The sequence below is a fragment of the Paracoccus aminovorans genome (genome assembly GCF_900005615.1).
In the GTDB taxonomy this organism is placed as follows: domain Bacteria; phylum Pseudomonadota; class Alphaproteobacteria; order Rhodobacterales; family Rhodobacteraceae; genus Paracoccus; species Paracoccus aminovorans.
This window is the reverse complement of the sequence record NZ_LN832559.1, coordinates 1,789,457-1,809,259: the sequence shown is the minus strand read 5'-3', so window position 1 is coordinate 1,809,259 and position 19,803 is coordinate 1,789,457. Positions and strand designations below refer to the sequence as shown.

Here is a 19,803-nt window from a genome sequence, read left to right as displayed (position 1 = left end):
CGGGAGGGGCTCAGCCGTCCTGGGCCGGCGCCGTCTCGCGCGGCGGGCGGCCGATGATGTCGCGCAGCGCGTCCAGCTCGATGAAATTGTCGGCCTGGCGGCGCAATTCGTCGGCGATCATCGGCGGCTGCGAGCGCATGGTCGAGACCACCGAGACCCGCACGCCCTGGCGCTGCAACGCCTCGACCAGCGGCCGGAAGTCGCCGTCGCCGGAAAACAGCACCGCATGGTCCAGCCGTGGCGCCAGTTCCATGGCGTTGATGACCAGTTCCACGTCCATGTTGCCCTTGACCTTGCGGCGGCCAAGCGCGTCGGTATATTCCCGGGCAGGCTTCGTCACCATGGAATAGCCGTTGTAATGCAGCCAGTCGACCAGCGGGCGGATCGGTGAATAATCCTCGTTTTCCAGCAGAGCCGTATAGTAGTAGGCGCGAATCAGCTTGCCGCGCCGCTCGAATTCCTGTCGCAGCAGCTTGTAGTCGATGTCGAAGCCCAGCGACTTTGCCGCAGCGTATAGGTTCGACCCGTCGATGAACAACGCCAGCCGATCGTCCTTGTAAAACACGATTCCCCCGAGATGTCTCGTAACCCAAGTAAGAATGCGAACTTAGCCCTGGTCGCGCTGGGTGCAAACCTGCCTAGTTCGGCAGGTGCACCGGCGGATACTATCCGATTTGCGCTGAACAAACTGCTGGAATTACCTAAGGTTGTAACGACCGGCGTGAGCCGGTTCTGGATCACTCCGGCCCATCCTGCCGGTTCCGGTCCCGATTATGTGAACGCGGCGGTTTCGCTTTTTTGCGATCTGTCGCCGCAGCGGCTTCTGGACGCGCTCCACGCCATCGAGGCCGAATGCGGCCGCCGCCGCGAAGGGGCCCGCTGGCAGGCGCGCGGGCTGGACCTGGACCTGCTGGCCTATGGCGATCTGGTGCTGCCCGACGTGGCGGTGCAGGACCGCTGGCGCGGGCTGCCGCCCGCCGAGCAGGCGCTGCATGCGCCCCCCGAACTGATCCTGCCGCATCCGCGGATGCAGGACCGCGGCTTCGTGCTGGCGCCCCTGGCCGAGGTCGCGCCGAACTGGCGCCATCCGCGGCTGGGGCTCAGCGTCGCGCAGATGCTCGCGGCCTTGCCAGAGGCGGCGCTGGCGGGTATGAGACCGGTAACCGCTTGACATTTCCGGGTGACGAGGTCAAATATCCGGCTTCGCCCTGCACCCCGATTCCAGCTGATAAGGTGACCGATGGCCCGCGTTACAGTCGAAGATTGCGTCGACAAGGTTCCGAACCGTTTTGACCTGGTGATGCTGGCCGCCCATCGTGCGCGTGAAATCGCCGCGGGCAGCCCGCTGACCGTCGACCGCGACAACGACAAGAATCCGGTGGTCTCGCTGCGCGAGATCGCCGACGAGACCCAGCCCGTGGACGATCTGCGCGAACGCATGATCGAATCCAGCCAGACCCAGATCGAGGTCGACGAGCCGGAAGAAGATGCGATGGCGCTGCTTCTGGGCGCCGAGATCGACCGTCCGAAACCCGCCGACGAGGAATCGGAAGAACGCATGCTGCGCATGATGCTGGAAGCCCAGGGCAGGAACTGAGCATAAGGTCTTCGGCTGAACATGATCGACGTCGAAGACCTGATCGCGCTGATCCGCAATTACAATCCGCGCACCAATGCCGAGCTGATCCGCGACGCCTATGAATACGGGCGTCGCATGCACGAGGGCCAGTTCCGCCACTCGGGCGAGCCTTATTTCACCCATCCCGTCGCCGTCGCCGCCATCCTGACCGAGATGCGGCTGGACGATGCCACCATCATCACCGCGCTTCTGCACGACACGATCGAGGACACCCGCTCGACCTGGACCGAGGTGTCGCAGATGTTCGGACGCGAGGTCGCCGATCTGGTCGATGGCGTCACCAAGCTGACCAACCTGCAGCTCTCGGGCGCCCACAGCAAGCAGGCCGAGAACTTTCGCAAGCTTTTCATGGCGATGTCGCGCGATCTTCGCGTGATCCTGGTCAAGCTGGCCGACCGGCTGCACAACATGCGCACCATCAAGTCCATGCGCCCTGACAAGCAGCAGCAGAAGGCGCGCGAGACCATGGACATCTTCGCGCCGCTGGCCGGCCGGATGGGCATGCAATGGATGCGCGAAGAGCTTGAGGACCTCGCCTTCAAGGTCATCAACCCCGAGGCGCGCAACTCGATCATCCGCCGCTTCGTGTCGCTGCAACGCGAATCCGGCGACGTGATCCCCAAGATCACCGCCGACATCCGCGCCGAACTGGAACGCGAGGGCATCGAGGCCGATGTCTATGGCCGTGCCAAGCGCCCGTTCAGCATCTGGCGCAAGATGCAGGAAAAGCAGCTGTCCTTCTCGCGCCTGTCGGACATCTACGGCTTTCGCATCATCACCCGCACGGAACCCGACTGCTATCGCACGCTGGGGGTGATCCATCATCGCTGGCGCGCGGTGCCGGGGCGGTTCAAGGACTATATCAGCCAGCCCAAGGCCAACGGCTATCGCTCGATCCATACCACGGTCTCGGGCCGCGACGGCAAGCGGGTCGAGGTGCAGATCCGCACCCGCCAGATGCACGAGGTCGCGGAATCGGGCGTGGCGGCGCATTGGGCCTATCGCGACGGCGCCCGCACCGAGAACCCCTTTGCGGTCGATCCGGGCGAATGGATCGCCAGCCTGACCGAGCGTTTCGGCGAAGAGGATCACGACGAATTCCTCGAGCATGTGAAGCTCGAGATGTATTCGGACCAGGTGTTCTGCTTCTCGCCCAAGGGCGACGTGATCCCGCTGCCAAAGGGCGCGACGCCGCTGGATTTCGCCTATGCGATTCACACGCGGCTGGGCAATTCCTGCGTCGGCGCCAAGGTGGACGGCATCCGCGTGCCGCTGTGGACGCGGCTGAAGAACGGCCAGTCGGTCGAGATCATCGCCGCCTCGGGCCAGCGCCCGCAGGCGACCTGGCTCGACATCGTGGTCACCGGCCGCGCCAAGGCCGCCATCCGCCGCAGCTTGCGGCAAGAGGATCGGACGCGCTTCATCCGCCTCGGCTCGGAACTGGTGCGGGTGGCCTTTGAACATGTCGGCCGCAAGGTCAGCGACAAGGCGCTGCGCACCGCCGCCAAGACCATGGCGCTGCCCGATACCGACGAACTCTTGGCCCGCATCGGCAGCGCCGAGATTTCGGCCCATGACGTGCTGAGCACGCTCTATCCCGAACTCGCCACCGCCCGCAGCGAGATCGACGCCCGCCGCGCCGTGGCCGGGCTGGAGGCGGACCAGGAGTTCACCCGCGCGCCCTGCTGCAACCCGCTGCCGGGCGAGCGCATCGTCGGCATCACCTATCGCGGCAAGGGCGTGGTGATCCACGCCATCGACTGCCCGGTGCTGGCCGAATTCGAGGACAGCCCGGAGCGCTGGGTCGACCTGCACTGGCGCGAGGGCCAGCATCCCGCGGCCTATTCCACCATGCTGTCCCTGACCATCCGCCACGACGCCGGCGTGCTGGGCCGGATCTGCACCATGATCGGGGCGCAGGGGGCCAATATCTCGGACCTGGAATTCGTCGACCGCAAGCCGGATTTCTATCGGCTGCGGATCGAGGTCGAGCTGCGCGACCGCGAGCATCTGCATGCGCTGCTGACGGCGCTGGATGCGGAAAGCGACGTGGCCCAGGTCTCGCGCATCCGCGATCCTTCGGCCCATGTGACCTGAGACGGCATGTTCAAGCGCCGCAAGCCGCTGAGCTATGCTCAGATGTGGACCGAGATGTTCTATCCGCGCTCGGGCTGGAAACGCGCGTCGAAATACGTGCTGCACCGGCTGCGGCGGCTGCCCGACCGGCCGCATCGCGTGGCGCGGGGCTGGGCGGCGGGGATCTTCATCTCGTTCACGCCCTTCTTCGGCTTCCACCTGATGGGGGCGGCGCTGATCGCCTGGATCATCCGCGGCAATATCCTGGCAGCGCTTCTGGGCACCTTCGTCGGCAATCCGCTGACCACGCCTTTCGTGGCACTGACCGCGACCGGGCTGGGCCGCTGGATCCTGGGGGTCGAGGGCAAGTTCACCCCGCATCTGATCTTCGAGGAATTCACCCGCGCCGGCAGCGAACTGTGGAACAACCTGCTGGCGCCGGTGACCGACCGGGTGGCGCATTGGGACCAGCTCTTGCAATTCAACGAGCAGATCTTCACGCCCTATATGGTCGGCGGCGTGATCGAGGGCCTGCCGATCTGCATCGCCATCCATTACCTGACGGTGCCGGTCATCAAGGCCTATCACCGTCACCGCGAAAGGCAGATGGCCGAGCGCATCGCCCGCGCCAAGGCCCGCCGCGCCACGGAATTGGCTTCAAAAGCCCCGTCCTCAAAAACCGAGCCGGTCGCGCAGGGAATACCAGCCCATGCCGGCGACCAGCAGCGGCCAGCGCAGGGCGGCCCCGCCGGGAAAGGGGCGTGAGGGCAGGGCGGCCATGGTGTCGAAACCCTGCGCCTGACCCGCCACCGCCTGCGCCATCAGCTTGCCGGCCAGCGTCGCCAGCGCCAGCCCGTGCCCCGAATAGCCGCTGGCCGACAGGCAGTTCGGCGCCGGCCGGGCGAAACAGGGCATCCGGTTCATGGTGATCGCCAGCGTGCCGCCCCAGGCATGGGTCAGCCTCACATCGGCAAGCCCGGGATAGATCTCCAGCAGCGGCTTTCGGACCTTGGCGGCGATGTCCTTCGGGAAGCGATAGCTGACATTCTCGCCGCCGCCAAAGATCAGCCGGCCCTCGGGGTCCAGCCGCCAGTAATTCACCACGAATTTCGTGTCATGCACGCCGATGGGCCGGGTCAGCACCTCGGCCGCGCGCGCGCGCAAGGGTTCGGTCGCAACGATGAAATTGTTGATCGGCATGACGCGGGCAGCGACTTGGTTGTCCAGCTGGCCCAGATAGCCGTTCCCGGCCAGGAGGACATGATCGCAGACGACCCGGCCCTTGCTCGTCTGGACGATGCTTTTCTCGCCCGCCCGGCCATGGCGAATGCGATGGACATGGCTCACCTCTCGAATCTGCGCCCCGGCCGCATCGGCCAGCCGCGCCATGCCGAGCGCCAGGTTCAGCGGATGCAGATGCCCCGCGCCATGATCCAACTCGCCAGCAATATAGGCGTTCGAGGGCACCAGCGCCCGGAACGCCTCCCGGTCCAGCGCCTCGATCCGGTCATAACCGTAGTCGCGACCCAGCATCTCGATCATGCCGCGGGCATGCTCGAACTCGGCCGGCTTGCGAAAGGCATGGGCGATGCCGTCCGCGACCGGCACGCCCGCACGCGCGGCCAGATCGCGGGTCAGCGCCTTGGCTTCCTCGGCCATGTCCCACAGCCGATGCGCGGCCGGAACGCCGGCCAGCCGCTCCAGCTCATCGACCTCCAGCCGCTGCCCCGAGCCCAGCTGCCCGCCATTGCGCCCCGAGGCGCCGAATCCGACGCGATGCGCCTCCAGCACCATGACCGAGAACCCCGCTTCGGCCAGATGCAGCGCCGCCGACAACCCGGTATAGCCCGCGCCGACCACGACCACATCGGCGCGCTCCTCGCCCCGCTGCTGCGGGAATGCGGGCAGCGTGTCCCGGGTCGCCGCATAGAGGCTCGGCGGATATTCCCCCGGCCGGTCGTTGGAAAACAACAGGTTCATGCCTCGATCTTCTTCGTTCTCCAAATGCTCATGGCTCAAGGGCGCGCCTGTCCCCCGCCCGCGCCGATCTCACACGTTCAGCAGCAGATGCTCGCGTTCCCACGGGCTGATCACTTGCAGGAATTCCTTGTATTCGTTGCGCTTCACCGCCTGGTAGACATCGACGAACTCCGATCCCAGCGTCTCGCGCATCGCCGCGCTCTCGTCCATCAGGTCCAGCGCATCGCCCAGGTTATAGGGCAACTCGTCCTCGGACATATAGGCGTCGCCCAGGCATTCGGCGCGGGGATTTTCCTGTTCGCACAGTCCCAGATAGCCGCAGGCCAGGCTGGCGGCCAGGCCCAGATAGGGGTTGCAGTCCATCCCCGCCAGCCGGTTTTCCAGCCGCCGCGCCTCGGGTCCCGAAACCGGCACGCGCAGCCCGGTGGTGCGGTTGTCGCGGCCCCATTCCAGGTTGATCGGCGCCGCGAAGTCGGGGACATAGCGGCGATAGCTGTTGACATAGGGGGCGAGCAGCGCCACCGCCGCCGGCAGGTGCTTCTGCATCCCGGCGATGAAATGCAGGAAACGCGGCGTCTCGCGCCCCTGAGCGTCGGAAAAGATGTTGCGGCCGTCCTCCAGCCCGACCACCGAATGGTGGATGTGCATGGCGCTGCCCGGCTCGCCCTCGATGGGCTTGGCCATGAAGGTGGCGAAACAGTCGTGGCGCAGCGCCGCCTCGCGGATCAGCCGCTTGAAGTAGAAGATCTGGTCGGCCAGATGCACCGGATCGCCGTGGTTCAGGTTGATCTCGACCTGGCCGGCGCCGCCCTCTTGCAGGATGCCGTCGATCTCGAAGCCCTGCGCCTCGGCGAAATCGTAGATGTCGTCGATGACCTTGCCGTATTCGTCCACCGCCGACATGGAATAGGCCTGTTTCGCCGCTGCCCGCCGGCCCGAGCGGCCCATGGGCGGCATGATCGGCTGGTTCGGGTCGATGTTGCGGGCGGTCAGGAAGAATTCCATCTCGGGTGCGACGATGGGCTTCCAGCCCTTGGCGCGGTAGAGCTCGACCACGCGCTTCAGCAGGTTGCGGGGTGCGATGGACACCGGATTGCCGGACTGGTCCGAGACGTCGTGGATCACCTGCAAGGTCACATCGGCCGTCCAGGGCGCGGCGGTCGCGGTGGAAAAATCCGGGGTCAGGATCATGTCCGGCTCGGTGAAGGCGCCCGAGGGGTTGTCGGCCCAATCGCCGGTGATCGTCTGCAGAAAGATCGAGTTCGGCAGGTAGAACCGCTCCTGATGCGCGAATTTTGAGGCCGGCATGGCCTTGCCGCGCGCGACGCCGGCGATGTCGGCGACGATGCACTCGACCTCGTCCAGCCGGCGGCCGGCGACGTAATCCTGCGCGGCGGCGGGGGTTTCGTCGATCCAGTGCGGCTTCATGCGACACCCCTCTGCGCCATGGCGCTGCGCGGCTGCTTGAAGAATTGCTCGATGCGGTCGGCGATGCCGGCCGAATGCAGCGGCCCGCCCATGCGGGCCCGGGCCTGCGCCTGCAATTCCTCGGGCACCACGCCCTTGGCGCGATGGGCGATCAGCCCCTCAATGAAGGCATCGCCGAATTCGGGATGGGCCTGCACGGTCAGGGCGCGGTCGTCATAGACCAGCGCCGCGTTTTCGCAGAACGCGCTGCTGGCCGCGACCTCGGCCCCCTCGGGGCGGATCACGACCTGGTCCTGATGCCAGGCGTTCATCGTCACCGTCTCGCCGCCGAAATCGTAGTCCTGCCGCCCGATGGCCCAGCCGCCCGGATGCTTGACCACCCGGCCGCCAAGCGCCTGGGCGATGATCTGGTGGCCGAAGCAGATGCCGACCATCGGCACATGTTCGGCATAGGCGGCGCGGATGAAGTCCTGCAGCGGCGGGATGAAGGCATGGTCCTCATAGGCGCCGTGGCGCGAGCCGGTCAGCAGCCAGCCCTGGGCGTCGTGGACGCTGGCGGGGAACTGCATGGTCTCGACGTGATAGCTGGCGAAATCGAAGCCGCGCCCCGCGAGAAGCCGCTCGAACATGGTGTCATAATCGCCCAGCTCGCCGCGAAGAACCTCGGGCGATTGGCCGCATTTGAGAATGCCGATACGCATGATTGGCCTGTTGCTTGTCCGCCTTCAAGCTAGTCGCGGGACCGCCTGCGGGCAAGGGGGGCAAGCGCCCTGCCGGGGCTGGCCGTGGCGTCCGGCGCGCGCTAGGCTGCCGCCAGAAACAGCAGTAAAGGATCGGCCATGCCCGGACTCCGCCCAGACGTGGACCCCGAGGGGTTGCAGGAATTTTCGGTCGTCTTCACCGACCGCTCGCTCAATCACATGTCGCAGAGGTTCCAGTCGGCCATGCGCGAGATCTCGGCCACGCTCTGCGAGGTCTATGGCGCGCAGGCGGTGGCGCTGGTCCCGGGCGGCGGCACCTGCGCGATGGAATCGGTGGCGCGCCAGTTCGGCCGCGACGCCCATGCGCTGATCGTCAGGAACGGCTTCTTCAGCTTCCGCTGGAGCCAGATCTTCGAGACCGGCGGCTTCGCGCGCGAGACCACGGTGATGATGGCCCGCCCGGCCGGGAACGAACCGCGCCCGCCCTTCGCCCCCGCGCCCATCGACGAGGTGGTGGCCAAGATCCGCGAGACCCGCCCCGATGCCGTCTTCGCCCCCCATGTCGAGACGGCCTCGGGCATGATCCTGCCCGACGACTATATCAAGGCGCTGGCCGCGGCCGCGCATGAGGTCGGCGCGCTGATGGTGCTGGACTGCATCGCCTCGGGCGCGGTCTGGGTGGACATGGCGGCGACCGGTGTGGACGTGCTGATTTCGGCCCCGCAAAAGGGCTGGTCGGCCTCGCCCTCGGCCGGGATGGTGATGTTCTCGGCCCGCGGGCTGGAGCGGCTGCAGCAGACCAGCAGCGACAGCTTCTCGCTGGACCTGAAAAAATGGCGCGCAATCATGCAGGCCTATGAGGACGGCGGCCATGCCTATCACGCCACCATGCCGACCGACGCGCTGATCGGGCTGCGCGACGCCATGGCCGAGACCCGCGAGATGGGCTTCGCCGCCGCGCGCGAGGCGCAATGGCGGCTGGGCGACGCGGTCAGGGCGGAACTGGCGAAACGCGGGCTGCGCTCGGTCGCGGCGGAGGGGTTCGCGGCGCCGGGGGTGGTGGTGTGCTATACCGACGACCCCGAGATCTCGACCGGCCGCAAATTCCTTGCCGAGGGCTATCAGATCGCGGCCGGCGTGCCCCTGCAGATCGGCGAGGGCGAGGGCTTCCGCAGCTTCCGCATCGGGCTGTTCGGGCTCGACAAGCTGAAGGATGTCGAGGGCACGCTGGCGCGGCTGTTCCCGGCCTTCGACGCGGTGCTGTGACGCTCTGACGCGACGGAACCGGCGCGGGCGGGAACAAACTCCGGGCCCGCGTCGTTGGCTTGGCGAAAACGGAACAGCCTTTGGAGAGGATGCTGCCATGGCCAAGAACGAAGCCACCGCCGAGGAACTGAAAGCCGAAGCACGCCGCGCCGCGGAAGACGTGGGCAAGCACGCCCGCCGCGCTGCGGACGAGGCCGGCGAGGCGCTGGATACCGCGCGGGACCGCGCGTCGGACCTTTACGAAAGCGCCCGCGACAAGGGTTCCGAATTCGTCGAGGGCGCCCGCCGCAAGGGCGAGGAATACCTGGGCGCCGCCCGTGATCGCGGCCACGAATATGCCGAACGCGCCCGCGACGAGGCCCGTCGCATCTATCGCGAGGGCGAGCGTCGCGCCGGCGAAGTCGCCGCCCATGCCGAGGATTACTACGACGAGGTCTCGGGCATGGTGCGCCGCAACCCGGCCCAGGCGCTTGGCATCGCCGCCGGCGTGGGCTTCCTGCTGGGCCTGATCATCGCGCGCCGCTGAGCCCTGCGATGTTCGATTACACCAGGAAGCTGCAGCTTGCCCTGACGGACAGGCTGCGCCGCGCCGGGCTGATGGCCGGGGCAGGGGTCGTGCTGCTGGTCGCGGCCGGCTTCCTGCTGGCGGCGCTCTGGACCTGGCTGGCTTGGTACCTGCATTGGGGCCCGCTCTGGGCCTCGCTGGCGATCGGCCTCGGCTTCCTGCTGATCGGGCTGGTGCTGGCGGGGATGGCCAAGGCCGAGCGGCACAAGGCGCCCACGACCGACGAGCTGAAGGCCGAGGTCGAGGAACGGCTGAACCTCGCCGCCGACGCCGCGGTCGCGAAGGCCAGCGCCGTGGCCGACAGGACGCTGGAACGGGCATCCGAAAAAGCGGGCCTGCTGATGGAAACCGCCCAGCAACGGGCGCATTCCGTGGTCGACGACCTGTCCTATCGGGCCGACCGTTTCGCCGACCGGGCCGAGGCCAAGGTCTGCGGCGCCGCGCGGGGCTTGGGCGAAAGCGCCTCGCGCCGGCTGGGCTTGGCGCCCGACGCGATGGAGCGGGCGGTCGGCGGCGCGGCAAGGTCGCGCGCCGCGCCCTTCGTGCCCTTGATCGGCGCCTTTGCGGTCGGGATCACGCTGGCCTCGCGGCTGGGCCGGCGGGACCGCGACGAGGACGAGGATTGGCGCGACGACCGCTTCTGAGCAAAGAAAAAGCCCGCCTGACGGCGGGCTTTTTACCGGCGAAGGCTCGGTTCAGGCGTTCGCTTCGCGGATCTTGTTGGCGGCATCCTTGTCATAGGTCACGCCGGCCTTGTCGAAGAGCTGGTCCAGCTCGCCCGAGAGCGTCATCTCGGTCACGATGTCGCAGCCGCCCACGAACTCTCCCTTGACATAAAGCTGCGGGATGGTGGGCCAGTCCGAGAAGTCCTTGATGCCCTGGCGGATGTCGGCGTCGGACAACACGTTCACATCGCGATATTCGACGTTCATGTAGTTCAGCACCCCGGCGATGCGGCTGGAGAACCCGCATTGCGGCATCTCCTTGGTGCCCTTCATGAACAGGACGACATCATTGCCGTCGATGGTTTCCTGGATCTGCTGGCGCGCATCTGTCATGTCTGCGGTTCCTTGCTGAGGCACGGCTGTGCCTGCGGTTTATTCGGGGGCCTTGGTCGTCAGCGCCAGAGCATGCAGCGCGCCGCTGGGGCCGTCCATCTTGCCTTGCAGCGCGGCATAGACCGCGCGCTGCTGCTGGACCCGGTTCAGTCCACGGAAGCTTTCGTCGATCACCTCGGCGGCATAATGGTTGCCGTCGCCGGCAAGGTCCGTGATCGTGATCCGGGCATGCGGGAAAGCGGCGCGGATCAGGGCTTCGATGTCATGGGCTTCCATCGCCATGGCAATTCCTTTCCTTGTTCTGCATGATGTAGGCCAAGCCTCGGCGAGCCGCAAGATCGCCGCCGTCCGTCGATGCGGATCGTGGGGCCGGATCGCGGATCGTCGGTCCGCCGAGGACCTGCGATGCGTTGGCAGCAGCGTGAACATGCTGGTGCGCGGATGGCTTGACCTGCGCTGACGGCACCGTCGCCGAATGGTCGTTTCCTCGAAAGCCTCAACGGCGCTATTCGGGGGGCAAGCGGGCGCGGGCCGGCAGGTCATTCCCGGGGTGCGATTTCTGGAGTGAAGCGTGAGCCGCCATTGGTTCGCCGACTGAATGAATCGGTCGGCCGAAGGGCTTGGCGATCCCCGGACACCCGCCGTGCCATCCCAGTATCATCGAATTAAAGCCGCGAATCCCTGACTGGGGCGTGAGGAACACGGCAACGGTTGACGGGGCCAGTTCATAAGCCGGAACCAAGACAAGGGCATGGGTTCCGGCATCCCCGGGAGAACCGTCCGCTACGCCAAACGGCGCTGCAAGAACCGCAGCCGCATCGAGATCATGCTCGGCCGTCCGAAGGACCGGCGCCGCCTCGCAACATGCTACGATGGCTGCGCAAAGGGCCTTCCTCTCGGCCGCCGTCCTCGTTGCAACCGTTTGTCTGGCGTGACTATCAATGAGTCTTGGGACCGGCAACGGGCAATCCGGCAATGGACTTGCCGGTCTCCGTCAGAAACGGAAACTGCGAGGCACAGTTGGCCGCCACGGCGGCATCATCCATGCGCACCATATTCTGGCGTTTGATGCGTCGCGCATCGAACAGCGTGTCGTTCAGGCCGCTATGGGTTACCAGCGCCATGCCGCCCGGGATGATGATGCTGGTAAATCGCTTGGCCAAGGCGAAATGGCCGAATGCGAAGATGCTTTTGTCGGGATGCCACAGCGCGACGCCGACACCCAGGAAGGGCGCCTCCCAAAGATAGACGCCAGCATTCTTGCCGCCTTGCGAACTGAACATGACCTGGCGAAAGCTGACCGAGAACGGAAAGCTGCTCGGCACCAGCTTTTCGACGGTCAGGCGTTTGCGCCGAATGAAATCGACACAAATCGCATCGTCGTCATCCAGTCGGAATTGCAGGGCGTCCTTATAGGTCATGCCGAGCTCGGCAAAGACCGCGGCCTGGGCGGCGCCGATATGCGTCAGCGGAAAGAAGCGCAGCACGACCTGTGGAACGGCGGCACAGATTTCAATCAGCCGCTCTTGATATTCTTTCGGCATCAATTGGGATGCGGCGACGATGAAGACGAAATCCTGATCCGTCTGCGCGCGCAGCGAGGCCAAGGTTATATGCTCGAACGTTGCAAGCCGGCGTTCCATGCGATCGGCAGAAAACAGCTTCTTCGCCTGCTCGGCAGCGATGGCTTCGACGTCGGATTCCGGCTTGTCCCGGTAAGGCCGCCAGTCGCCTCTGCCAAGCAACGAGAAACGGCAAATACCCACGATTTGCATTATAAATTCCTTATCGGCAAAAACTCCGCTCGGGACAGTCAATAACCTGCCGAAAGAGCAATATCAAATGGAGAGATGGAGCACCCGCGCAGATGCGCCTTATTATTGTTATGTGCGATCTTCGCGGCAGATGTTATCCGATCCGCGTCTTTTATATTATATGTCTGCCATTATTCAGGGTGAAACATCGTCTGGACGATCCTGCGACAGCCTCCGGGCCGTCACAGACTACCGCGTGCTCGGGATTGGTTGGGTGCGAAGGCTGTCTAACATCTCGCATCGCGCGGGCCTTTGCGGTATGGACGCCGCATCGTCCTTTGAAAGACGCACGGCAATGGTTTCCGGCGGATTTGCCTGGCCTCTGCGATTCTTGCTGATAGCAAGCCAAGCAAGAACGGGAATCGACGAAAATGGATTGTAGGCCGCGAATGGTGCTGAAGAGTTTCATCAATGAAAACAATAGCGCACGGCTTTCCGTCGCCCCGATGATGGACTGGACCGACAGCCTGTGCCGGCGCATCCACCGCATGCTGTCGCGCAGGGCGCTGCTCTATACCGAAATGGTGACCGCGCCCGCCCTCGTCTTCGGCGACCGCGCGAAACTGCTGGCCCACGATGCGACCGAACATCCGGTGGCGCTGCAACTCGGCGGTTCGGACCCCGCGCAGCTGGCCGAGGCGGCGCGGATCGGTGCCGATCACGGCTATGACGAGATCAACCTGAACGTGGGCTGCCCCAGCGACCGGGTGCAATCCGGCTGCTTCGGCGCGGTGCTGATGACCCGCCCCGCGCTGGTCGCCGAATGCGTCGCGGCAATGATCGCGGCCAGCCCCGTCGAGGTCACGGTCAAATGCCGCATCGGCGTCGACGACCAGGACCCCGAGACCGTACTGCCCGAATTCATCCGCCTGATGCGTGAGGCTGGAGTACGCCGGCTGACGGTACACGCCCGCAAGGCCTGGCTCCAGGGCCTGTCCCCGCGCGAGAACCGCGAGATTCCGCCGCTGGATTATCCGCTCGTGCATCGGATGAAATCGCGGTTTCCCGAGCTCCACCTGTCGATCAACGGCGGCATCGCCAGTCTGGACGCGGCGCGCGACCATCTGGGCGCCATGGACGGCGTCATGGTCGGGCGCGCCGCGTATCACCAGCCCTGGGACATCCTGGGGCAGGCGGACCGGCTGTGGGGCGCGGAACCGCCCTTTGCCGACCCGGTGGCCGCGGCAGGTGCGCTGCGCGAACTGGTCGAGCGGCACTTGGCCGCGGGCGGGCGGCTGCACCAGGCGACGCGTCACATGCTGGGTCTTTTCCATGGCCGCCCCGGTGCGCGCGGCTGGCGACGGCAGCTGTCCGAGGGCGCCTCCAGGGCCCGCGACCGCGCCGAGGCGCTGGCGGTCTACGACGCAGCGCTGGCCGAGGTCATGGCTCCGGCCTGACCTCAGCCGCGTTCGGCCGCCTTGGCCCGGTCCCACAGCGCGTCCATCTCGGCCAGGTCGCTGTCCTCGGGGCGGCGTCCTTCGGCGGCGAGCGCGGCCTCGATGGCCTGGAAGCGGCGGGTGAACTTGGCATTGGCCATCCGCAACGCCTCTTCGGGGTCGATGTCCAGATGCCGGGCCAGATTCGCCATCACGAACATCAGGTCGCCGAATTCCTCGGTCAAATGACCGTGATCGCCACTGGCACGCGCCTCGACCAGTTCGCGGGTTTCCTCGGCCAGCTTGTCCAGCACATCCTCTGGTCCCGGCCAGTCGAAGCCGACGCGGGCGGCACGGTTTTGCAGCTTCACCGCGCGGGTCAGCGCCGGCAGGCCAAGCGCCACCCCGTCCAGCACGCCGCGCTCGGCCTTCGCGGCGCGCTCGCGGGCCTTGATCGCCTCCCAGTCGCGGACCTGCTGCTCGGCCGACTTGTCGCGGGATTCGTCGCCGAAGATATGCGGGTGGCGGTCGATCATCTTGTCCGAGATCGCGCGCACCACGTCGGCAAAACCGAATTTTCTGGCCTCCTGCGCCATCTGGGCGTGAAAGATCACTTGCAGCAGCAGGTCGCCCAACTCGCCCGGCAATTCGTCCCAGGCTTCGCGGGCGATGGCATCGGCAACCTCGTGCGCCTCTTCGATCGTATAGGGGGCGATCGAGGCGAAATCCTGTTCGATGTCCCAGGGGCAGCCGGTCTGCGGGTCGCGCAATGCCGCCATGATCGCCAGCAGGCGGCGAATGCCGGTGCGGTCGTTTACCTCATGCGCCAAAGCCGGATGCGCAACCGGCGTCGTGTCATCAGCCATTTTCGCCACCTTTCGGACAGTCCGATCCTGCCCTGCCACAGGCGCGGGCGCATGTCCACGCACGGCTGGGCGGCGGGCGACAAGGGGGGCGCTGCCCCCCCTCGTCGCTGACGCTCCTCACCCCCCGGGATATTTGGGCACAAAAGAAGCTCGATCCGAAGCCCCTGGTTTCTTTTGTGTGGAAATATCCTGGGGGAGCGCGGAACGCGCGGGGGCAAAGCCCCCTTTCCGAGGCGCGACTGGCGGCTTTGCATGTCCCGCCTTTCTTGCCATCCCGGCACGCCGGGGATAGGGTGCGCGCCAATTCCGCCGGGGGACTGCCCGGAGAACCAGAGAACAGGGAAAAGCCTTGATGTTCGTGACCCCCGCATTCGCCCAGGCCGCCGGCGCCCCCACAGGCATGTCCAGCATCGCCTCTTTCGCGCCGCTGATCCTGATCTTTGTCATCATGTATTTCCTGATGATCCGCCCGCAGCAGAAGCGCATGAAGGAACATCGCGCCATGGTTCAGGCCCTGAAGAAGGGCGACGAGGTCGTGACCCAGGGCGGGCTGATCGGCAAGATCGCCGCCCTGCGCGACGAGGAGATCGAGGTCGAGATCGCGTCCGGCGTCAAGGTCCGCGTCGTTCGTAGTTCCGTCACCGGGCTGGTGAACCGCACCCAGCCCGCCGCCGCCAATAGCTGAAGGCCGCACGCACCGCCATGCTCGACATCCCCTTCTGGAAGCGCCTGCTGATCCTGGCCCTGGTCGCCATCGGCCTGCTCTATGCCGCGCCGAACCTGTTCTATAGCCGGGTCGAGCAGCATAACGATGCCATCACCGCCGCCGAGCGCAACGGCTTCGAGACTCCCGAGGAAGCGCAGGCCCGTGCCGGCTGGCCGGGTTGGCTGCCCTCGGGCCTGGTGAACCTGGGGCTCGACCTGCGCGGGGGCGCGCATCTTCTGGGCGAGGTGCATGTCCAGGAAGTCTACAAGGCCCGCATGGACGGCATCTGGCCCGAATTGCGCGACGCATTGGTCGCGCAGCGCGAGACCGTGGGCGCCGTGCGCCGCGTCCAGGCCGAGGACGGGCAGCTGGCGGTCGAGATCGGCAATGCCGACCAAATGGCCAAGGCCGTCGAGATCGCCCGCGGCCTGGCCACGCCCGTCACCTCGCTGACCGGGGCCGGGCAGAGCGACATCACCGTCTCGGCCCAGGGCAACCGGCTGCTGGTGCGCCTTTCGGACGCCGAGAGGGCCGCCACCGACGACCGCACCGTGCAGCAGGCGCTGGAGATCATCCGCCGCCGCATCGACGAGGTCGGCACGCGTGAGCCGACCATCGCCCGCCAGGGCAAGGATCGCATCCTGATCCAGGTGCCCGGCATCGGCTCGGCCGAGGAGTTGAAGCAGCTGATCGGCACCACCGCAAAGCTGACCTTCAACCCGGTCGTCGGCCGCACCGCCGACGCCAACGCCCGGCCTGGTCCCGGCAATGTCCTGCTGCCCTCGATGGACGAGCAGGGCGTCTATTACATCATCGAGGACAGTCCCGTCGTCAGCGGCGAGGACCTGACCAACGCCCAGCCCAGCTTCGACCAGAACGGGCAGCCGGCGGTGGACTTCCGCTTCGGCCCCTCGGGCGCCAAGCGCTTCGGGGCCTATACCTCAGCCAATATCGGCCAGCCCTTCGCCATCGTGCTGGACAGCCAGGTGATCTCGGCCCCGGTGATCCGGCAGGCGATCACCACCGGCTCGGGCCAGATCTCGGGCGCGATGAACGTCGAGGAATCGACCCGGCTTGCGGTGCTGCTGCGCGCGGGCGCGCTGCCGGCCAAGATGACCTTCCTGGAAGAGCGCACCATCGGCCCGGAACTGGGGCAGGATTCGATCGACGCCGGACGGCTTTCCTCGATCATCGCCACGGCCGCCGTCGTGGCTTATATGGTCGCGAGCTATGGGCTGTTCGGCGTCTTCGCCTCGGTCGCGGTCGTCATCAACGTGATCCTGATCCTGTCGGTCATGTCGATGATGGGCGCCACGCTGACGCTGCCCGGCATCGCCGGCATCGTTCTGACCGTGGGCACGGCGGTGGACGCGAACGTCATCATCTACGAGCGCATCCGCGAGGAATTGCGCGCCGGCAAGCGCATCGTGAAGGCCATCGACGACGGCTTCAGCGAGGCGATGTCGGCGATCATCGACGCCAACGTGACCTCGTTCATCGCGGCGGCGGTGATGTTCTTCCTGGGCTCGGGCCCGGTGAAGGGCTTTGCCGTGACGCTGACCATCGGCCTGATCACCTCGGTCTTTACCGCGATCTTCCTGACGCGGTTGCTGATCGTGTTCTGGCTGGAATGGCGCAAGCCGAAGCAACTGATTCTGTAAGGGAGCAGGAAAATGGCATTTCGTCTGAAACTCGTTCCCGACCATACCAGCTTCGACTTCTTCCGCTGGCAGTGGCTGACCTTCGGCCTGTCGGCGGCGGCGATGCTGGGCTCGGTCATCTGCATCATGGTCCTGGGCCTGAACTACGGCATCGACTTCAAGGGCGGCACCACCATCCGCACCGAAAGCCCGACCGCCTTCGAGGTCGGCGACTATCGCCAGGCGCTCGAGGGCATCGACTTGGGCGAGATTGCGATCACCGAGGTCTTCGATCCCAGTTTCGGCGCCACCAAACACGCAGCGTTGATTCGCATCGGCACCACGGATGCGACGGGCTCGGTCACGCCCGAGCAGCTGAACGAGGTCGAGGCGGCGCTGAAGAAGGTCGATCCTCAGGTCAACTTCGCCGCGGTGGAATCGGTCGGGCCCAAGGTTTCGAGCGAGCTGATCAACACGGCCTTCTATGCGGTGGGGGCGGCCTGTCTGGGCATCATGGCCTATATCTGGCTGCGTTTCGAATGGCAGTTCGCCATCGGCGCCATCGTGTCGCTGATCCATGACGCGCTGTTGACGGTCGGGATGTTCTCGCTGTTCCAGATGAAGTTCGACCTGACGACCATCGCGGCGATCCTGACCACTGTCGGGTTTTCCTGCAACGATACCGTCGTGGTCTTCGACCGGCTGCGCGAGAACCTGATTAAGTACAAGACGCGGCCGCTCATCGACCTGATGAACCTGACCTGCAACGAGACGCTGTCGCGCACGGTGATGACGGCGGTCACCACGGCGCTGGCGCTTGGCGCGATGATGATCTTCGGCGGCGACGTGATCCGGGACTTCGTCATCGCCATGCTGGCGGGGGTCTTCATCGGCACCTATTCGACGATCTATGTCGCCAAGAACATCGTGCTGTGGTTGGGCGTGAAGCGCGACTGGGCCAAGCCAGGCGAGAAGAAGGAACAGGCGCCGGGCGAGGACATTCCCGCCGCATTCCGGGACGCGCCCTGATGGCGCTGATGGTGCCGACCGAGTTCGCCGGGGCCGTGCCGATCGACGGCTACGGCCCCGGCTTTTTCCGGGTCGGCGGCGTGGTCCATCACGGCGCGCTGATCGTGACGCCGCAGGGCGTCCGCTCCTGGGGCGGGATCGAGGATGCGGCCGCGCTGCTGGAACTCGGCGGCGCCGTCGACGTGCTGTTCCTGGGTATGGGCGCCGAGATCGCCTTTCCGCCGCGCGCGCTGGTCCAGGCGCTGGAGGCGGCGGGGGTGATGGCCGAGCCGATGAATTCGCCCTCGGCCGCGCGCAGCTACAATGTCACGCTGGCCGAGGGCCGGCGCGTCGCCTGCGCGCTGATCCCGCTATGAGCCTGATCGCCGTCCGCGATCTCGCCGTGGCGCGGGGCGGGCTGCGCGCCGTCGAGAACCTGTCCTTTACGATGGACGCCGGCCAGGTGCTGGTGCTGCGTGGCTCGAATGGCATCGGCAAGACCACGCTTCTGCGCACCCTGGCCGGCTTGCAGCCGGCGGCTTCGGGCGAAATCCAGGCCGCGCCCGAGGCCATGGCCTATGCCGGCCATGCCGACGGGCTGAAGCCGGCGCTGACCGTTTCCGAGAACCTGCGCTTCTGGGCCGAGGTCTTTGGCGGCCATGACATCGCCCCGGCGCTGGCGGCGATGAACCTGCGCGACCTGGCCGCGCGGCCCGCCCATGCGCTGTCCGCCGGGCAGAAGCGGCGGCTGGGGCTGGCGCGGCTGATGGTCACCGGCCGGCCGGTCTGGCTGCTGGACGAGCCGACGGTCTCGCTCGACCGCGATTCGGTCGCGCTGTTCGCGGCCATGCTGCGCGGGCATCTGGGGCAGGGCGGTGCGGCGCTGATCGCGACCCATATCGACCTGGGCCTGCCCGAGGCGCGGCTGCTGGACCTGGGCCCGTTCCGCGCCGGTCCGGTGCGGCGGGACGCGCGCCCGGCCGGCTTCAACGAGGCTTTCGCATGAAGGCGCTGCTGGTTCGCGACCTGCGGCTGGCGGTGCGCGCCGGCGGCGGCTTCGGCCTGGCGCTGGCCTTCTTCCTGATCGTCTGCACGCTGGTCCCCTTCGGGGTCGGCCCCGAGGGCGGCACGCTGGCCCGCATCGCGCCCGGCATCCTGTGGGTGGCGGCGCTGCTTGCCTGCCTCTTGTCGCTCGACCGCATCTTCGCCCTGGATTTCGAGGACGGCAGCCTGGATCTGCTCGCCACCGCGCCGCTGCCGCTGGAGGGTGCGGTGGCGGTCAAGGCCTTGGCGCATTGGCTGGTGACCGGCCTGCCGCTGGCGCTGGCGGCGCCGGTCTTCGGGCTGCTTCTGCACCTGCCGGGCCCGGCCTATCCCTGGCTGGTGGTTTCGCTGCTGCTTGGGACGCCGGCGCTGTCGATGCTGGGGGCTTTCGGCGCCGCGGTGACGGTCGGGTTGCGGCGCGGCGGCCTGCTGATGTCGCTTCTGGTGCTGCCGCTTTACGTGCCGACGCTGATCTTCGGCGCCGAGGCGGTGCGGCGCGGGGCCGCAGGTGGCGATCCCGCCAGCGCCATGATCTTCCTTGCCGCGATCACGCTGGCGGTGCTGGCGCTGGTGCCCTTCGCGGCGGCGGCGGCGCTGCGCGTCAATCTGCGGTGAATGCGACCTTCGCGCACTTGA

Annotated in this window: 22 protein-coding genes; 14 read left to right on the top strand and 8 right to left on the bottom strand. The window is 66.6% G+C overall.

Features of this window, described 5'->3' with window-relative positions:
• Positions 1-10: 10 nt before the first annotated feature.
• Positions 11-565, bottom strand: coding sequence for a LabA-like NYN domain-containing protein (locus JCM7685_RS09075; protein WP_074966777.1), 555 nt, complete (start codon positions 563-565; stop codon positions 11-13).
• Between the two features lie 12 nt (positions 566-577).
• Between JCM7685_RS09075 and folK the strand changes: the two genes are divergently transcribed.
• From folK to JCM7685_RS09055, 4 genes are all read left to right on the top strand, one after another.
• Positions 578-1,171 (top strand): 2-amino-4-hydroxy-6-hydroxymethyldihydropteridine diphosphokinase, encoded by a 594-nt coding sequence (gene folK / locus JCM7685_RS09070; protein WP_074966776.1) that lies wholly within the window; start codon positions 578-580, stop codon positions 1,169-1,171.
• A 69-nt stretch (positions 1,172-1,240) separates the two neighbouring features.
• Positions 1,241-1,597, top strand: coding sequence for a DNA-directed RNA polymerase subunit omega (gene rpoZ, locus JCM7685_RS09065; protein WP_074966775.1), 357 nt, complete (start codon positions 1,241-1,243; stop codon positions 1,595-1,597).
• A 21-nt stretch (positions 1,598-1,618) separates the two neighbouring features.
• Positions 1,619-3,736, top strand: coding sequence for a RelA/SpoT family protein (locus JCM7685_RS09060; protein ID WP_074966774.1), 2,118 nt, complete (start codon positions 1,619-1,621; stop codon positions 3,734-3,736).
• A gap of 6 nt (positions 3,737-3,742) precedes the next feature.
• Positions 3,743-4,480 (top strand): DUF2062 domain-containing protein, encoded by a 738-nt coding sequence (locus JCM7685_RS09055; RefSeq protein ID WP_231964608.1) that lies wholly within the window; start codon positions 3,743-3,745, stop codon positions 4,478-4,480.
• Here the strand turns inward: JCM7685_RS09055 and JCM7685_RS09050 are convergent.
• From JCM7685_RS09050 to JCM7685_RS09040, 3 genes are all read right to left on the bottom strand, one after another.
• Positions 4,388-5,695: an NAD(P)/FAD-dependent oxidoreductase gene (locus JCM7685_RS09050; RefSeq protein WP_074966773.1), complete on the bottom strand. Its 1,308-nt coding sequence runs from the start codon at positions 5,693-5,695 to the stop codon at positions 4,388-4,390. The genes JCM7685_RS09055 and JCM7685_RS09050 overlap by 93 nt on opposite strands.
• 69 nt (positions 5,696-5,764) lie before the next feature.
• A complete protein-coding gene (locus tag JCM7685_RS09045; protein WP_074966772.1) occupies positions 5,765-7,123 on the bottom strand; it encodes a glutamine synthetase family protein in 1,359 nt (452 codons plus the stop codon).
• Positions 7,120-7,824: a type 1 glutamine amidotransferase gene (locus tag JCM7685_RS09040; protein WP_074966771.1), complete on the bottom strand. Its 705-nt coding sequence runs from the start codon at positions 7,822-7,824 to the stop codon at positions 7,120-7,122. Before JCM7685_RS09040 ends, JCM7685_RS09045 begins: the two co-directional genes overlap by 4 nt.
• 138 nt (positions 7,825-7,962) lie before the next feature.
• On the opposite strand from JCM7685_RS09040, the gene JCM7685_RS09035 reads away from it, so the two are divergent.
• The 3 genes from JCM7685_RS09035 (at position 7,963) to JCM7685_RS09025 (ending at position 10,299) form a co-directional block, all read left to right on the top strand.
• The gene (locus tag JCM7685_RS09035; protein ID WP_074966770.1) at positions 7,963-9,090 is read left to right on the top strand and encodes an aminotransferase class V-fold PLP-dependent enzyme; all 1,128 of its coding nucleotides are present in this window, start codon (positions 7,963-7,965) and stop codon (positions 9,088-9,090) included.
• A 97-nt stretch (positions 9,091-9,187) separates the two neighbouring features.
• Positions 9,188-9,616 (top strand): DUF883 family protein, encoded by a 429-nt coding sequence (locus tag JCM7685_RS09030; RefSeq protein ID WP_074966769.1) that lies wholly within the window; start codon positions 9,188-9,190, stop codon positions 9,614-9,616.
• An 8-nt stretch (positions 9,617-9,624) separates the two neighbouring features.
• A complete protein-coding gene (locus JCM7685_RS09025) occupies positions 9,625-10,299 on the top strand; it encodes a phage holin family protein (RefSeq protein ID WP_074966768.1) in 675 nt (224 codons plus the stop codon).
• 51 nt (positions 10,300-10,350) lie between these two features.
• Here JCM7685_RS09025 and grxD read toward each other — a convergent pair whose 3' ends face one another.
• The 3 genes from grxD to JCM7685_RS09010 form a co-directional block, all read right to left on the bottom strand.
• Positions 10,351-10,713, bottom strand: a complete 363-nt coding sequence (gene grxD, locus JCM7685_RS09020) for a Grx4 family monothiol glutaredoxin (protein WP_074966767.1) — start codon at positions 10,711-10,713, stop codon at positions 10,351-10,353.
• A 39-nt stretch (positions 10,714-10,752) separates the two neighbouring features.
• The gene (locus tag JCM7685_RS09015; RefSeq protein ID WP_074966766.1) at positions 10,753-10,995 is read right to left on the bottom strand and encodes a BolA/IbaG family iron-sulfur metabolism protein; all 243 of its coding nucleotides are present in this window, start codon (positions 10,993-10,995) and stop codon (positions 10,753-10,755) included.
• 656 nt (positions 10,996-11,651) lie between these two features.
• Positions 11,652-12,488 (bottom strand): glycosyltransferase, encoded by an 837-nt coding sequence (locus JCM7685_RS09010; protein ID WP_074966765.1) that lies wholly within the window; start codon positions 12,486-12,488, stop codon positions 11,652-11,654.
• A 428-nt stretch (positions 12,489-12,916) separates the two neighbouring features.
• On the opposite strand from JCM7685_RS09010, the gene dusA reads away from it, so the two are divergent.
• A complete protein-coding gene (gene dusA, locus JCM7685_RS09005) occupies positions 12,917-13,924 on the top strand; it encodes a tRNA dihydrouridine(20/20a) synthase DusA (RefSeq protein ID WP_074966764.1) in 1,008 nt (335 codons plus the stop codon).
• A 2-nt stretch (positions 13,925-13,926) separates the two neighbouring features.
• On the opposite strand, the gene mazG is transcribed toward dusA, so the two are convergent.
• On the bottom strand, positions 13,927-14,769 hold the full coding sequence (mazG, locus tag JCM7685_RS09000) for a nucleoside triphosphate pyrophosphohydrolase (RefSeq protein WP_074966763.1): 843 nt from the start codon (positions 14,767-14,769) through the stop codon (positions 13,927-13,929).
• Positions 14,770-15,121: 352 nt separating this feature from the next.
• Between mazG and yajC the strand changes: the two genes are divergently transcribed.
• The 6 genes from yajC to ccmB are packed head-to-tail and all read left to right on the top strand — an operon-like array spanning position 15,122 to position 19,782.
• Positions 15,122-15,454, top strand: a complete 333-nt coding sequence (gene yajC, locus JCM7685_RS08995) for a preprotein translocase subunit YajC (RefSeq protein ID WP_074966762.1) — start codon at positions 15,122-15,124, stop codon at positions 15,452-15,454.
• 17 nt (positions 15,455-15,471) lie between these two features.
• Positions 15,472-17,136 carry a protein translocase subunit SecD gene (gene secD, locus JCM7685_RS08990; protein WP_074966761.1) on the top strand — a complete coding sequence of 555 codons (1,665 nt, stop codon included), beginning with the start codon at positions 15,472-15,474 and terminating at the stop codon, positions 17,134-17,136.
• A gap of 12 nt (positions 17,137-17,148) precedes the next feature.
• The gene (secF, locus tag JCM7685_RS08985; protein ID WP_074966760.1) at positions 17,149-18,144 is read left to right on the top strand and encodes a protein translocase subunit SecF; all 996 of its coding nucleotides are present in this window, start codon (positions 17,149-17,151) and stop codon (positions 18,142-18,144) included.
• Positions 18,144-18,500, top strand: coding sequence for an Mth938-like domain-containing protein (locus JCM7685_RS08980; RefSeq protein ID WP_074966759.1), 357 nt, complete (start codon positions 18,144-18,146; stop codon positions 18,498-18,500). The genes secF and JCM7685_RS08980 overlap by 1 nt, the downstream gene beginning before the upstream one ends.
• Positions 18,497-19,129 carry a heme ABC exporter ATP-binding protein CcmA gene (gene ccmA, locus JCM7685_RS08975; protein WP_074966758.1) on the top strand — a complete coding sequence of 211 codons (633 nt, stop codon included), beginning with the start codon at positions 18,497-18,499 and terminating at the stop codon, positions 19,127-19,129. The genes JCM7685_RS08980 and ccmA overlap by 4 nt, the downstream gene beginning before the upstream one ends.
• On the top strand, positions 19,126-19,782 hold the full coding sequence (gene ccmB / locus JCM7685_RS08970) for a heme exporter protein CcmB (RefSeq protein ID WP_074966757.1): 657 nt from the start codon (positions 19,126-19,128) through the stop codon (positions 19,780-19,782). Before ccmA ends, ccmB begins: the two co-directional genes overlap by 4 nt.
• Positions 19,783-19,803 lie beyond the last annotated feature (21 nt).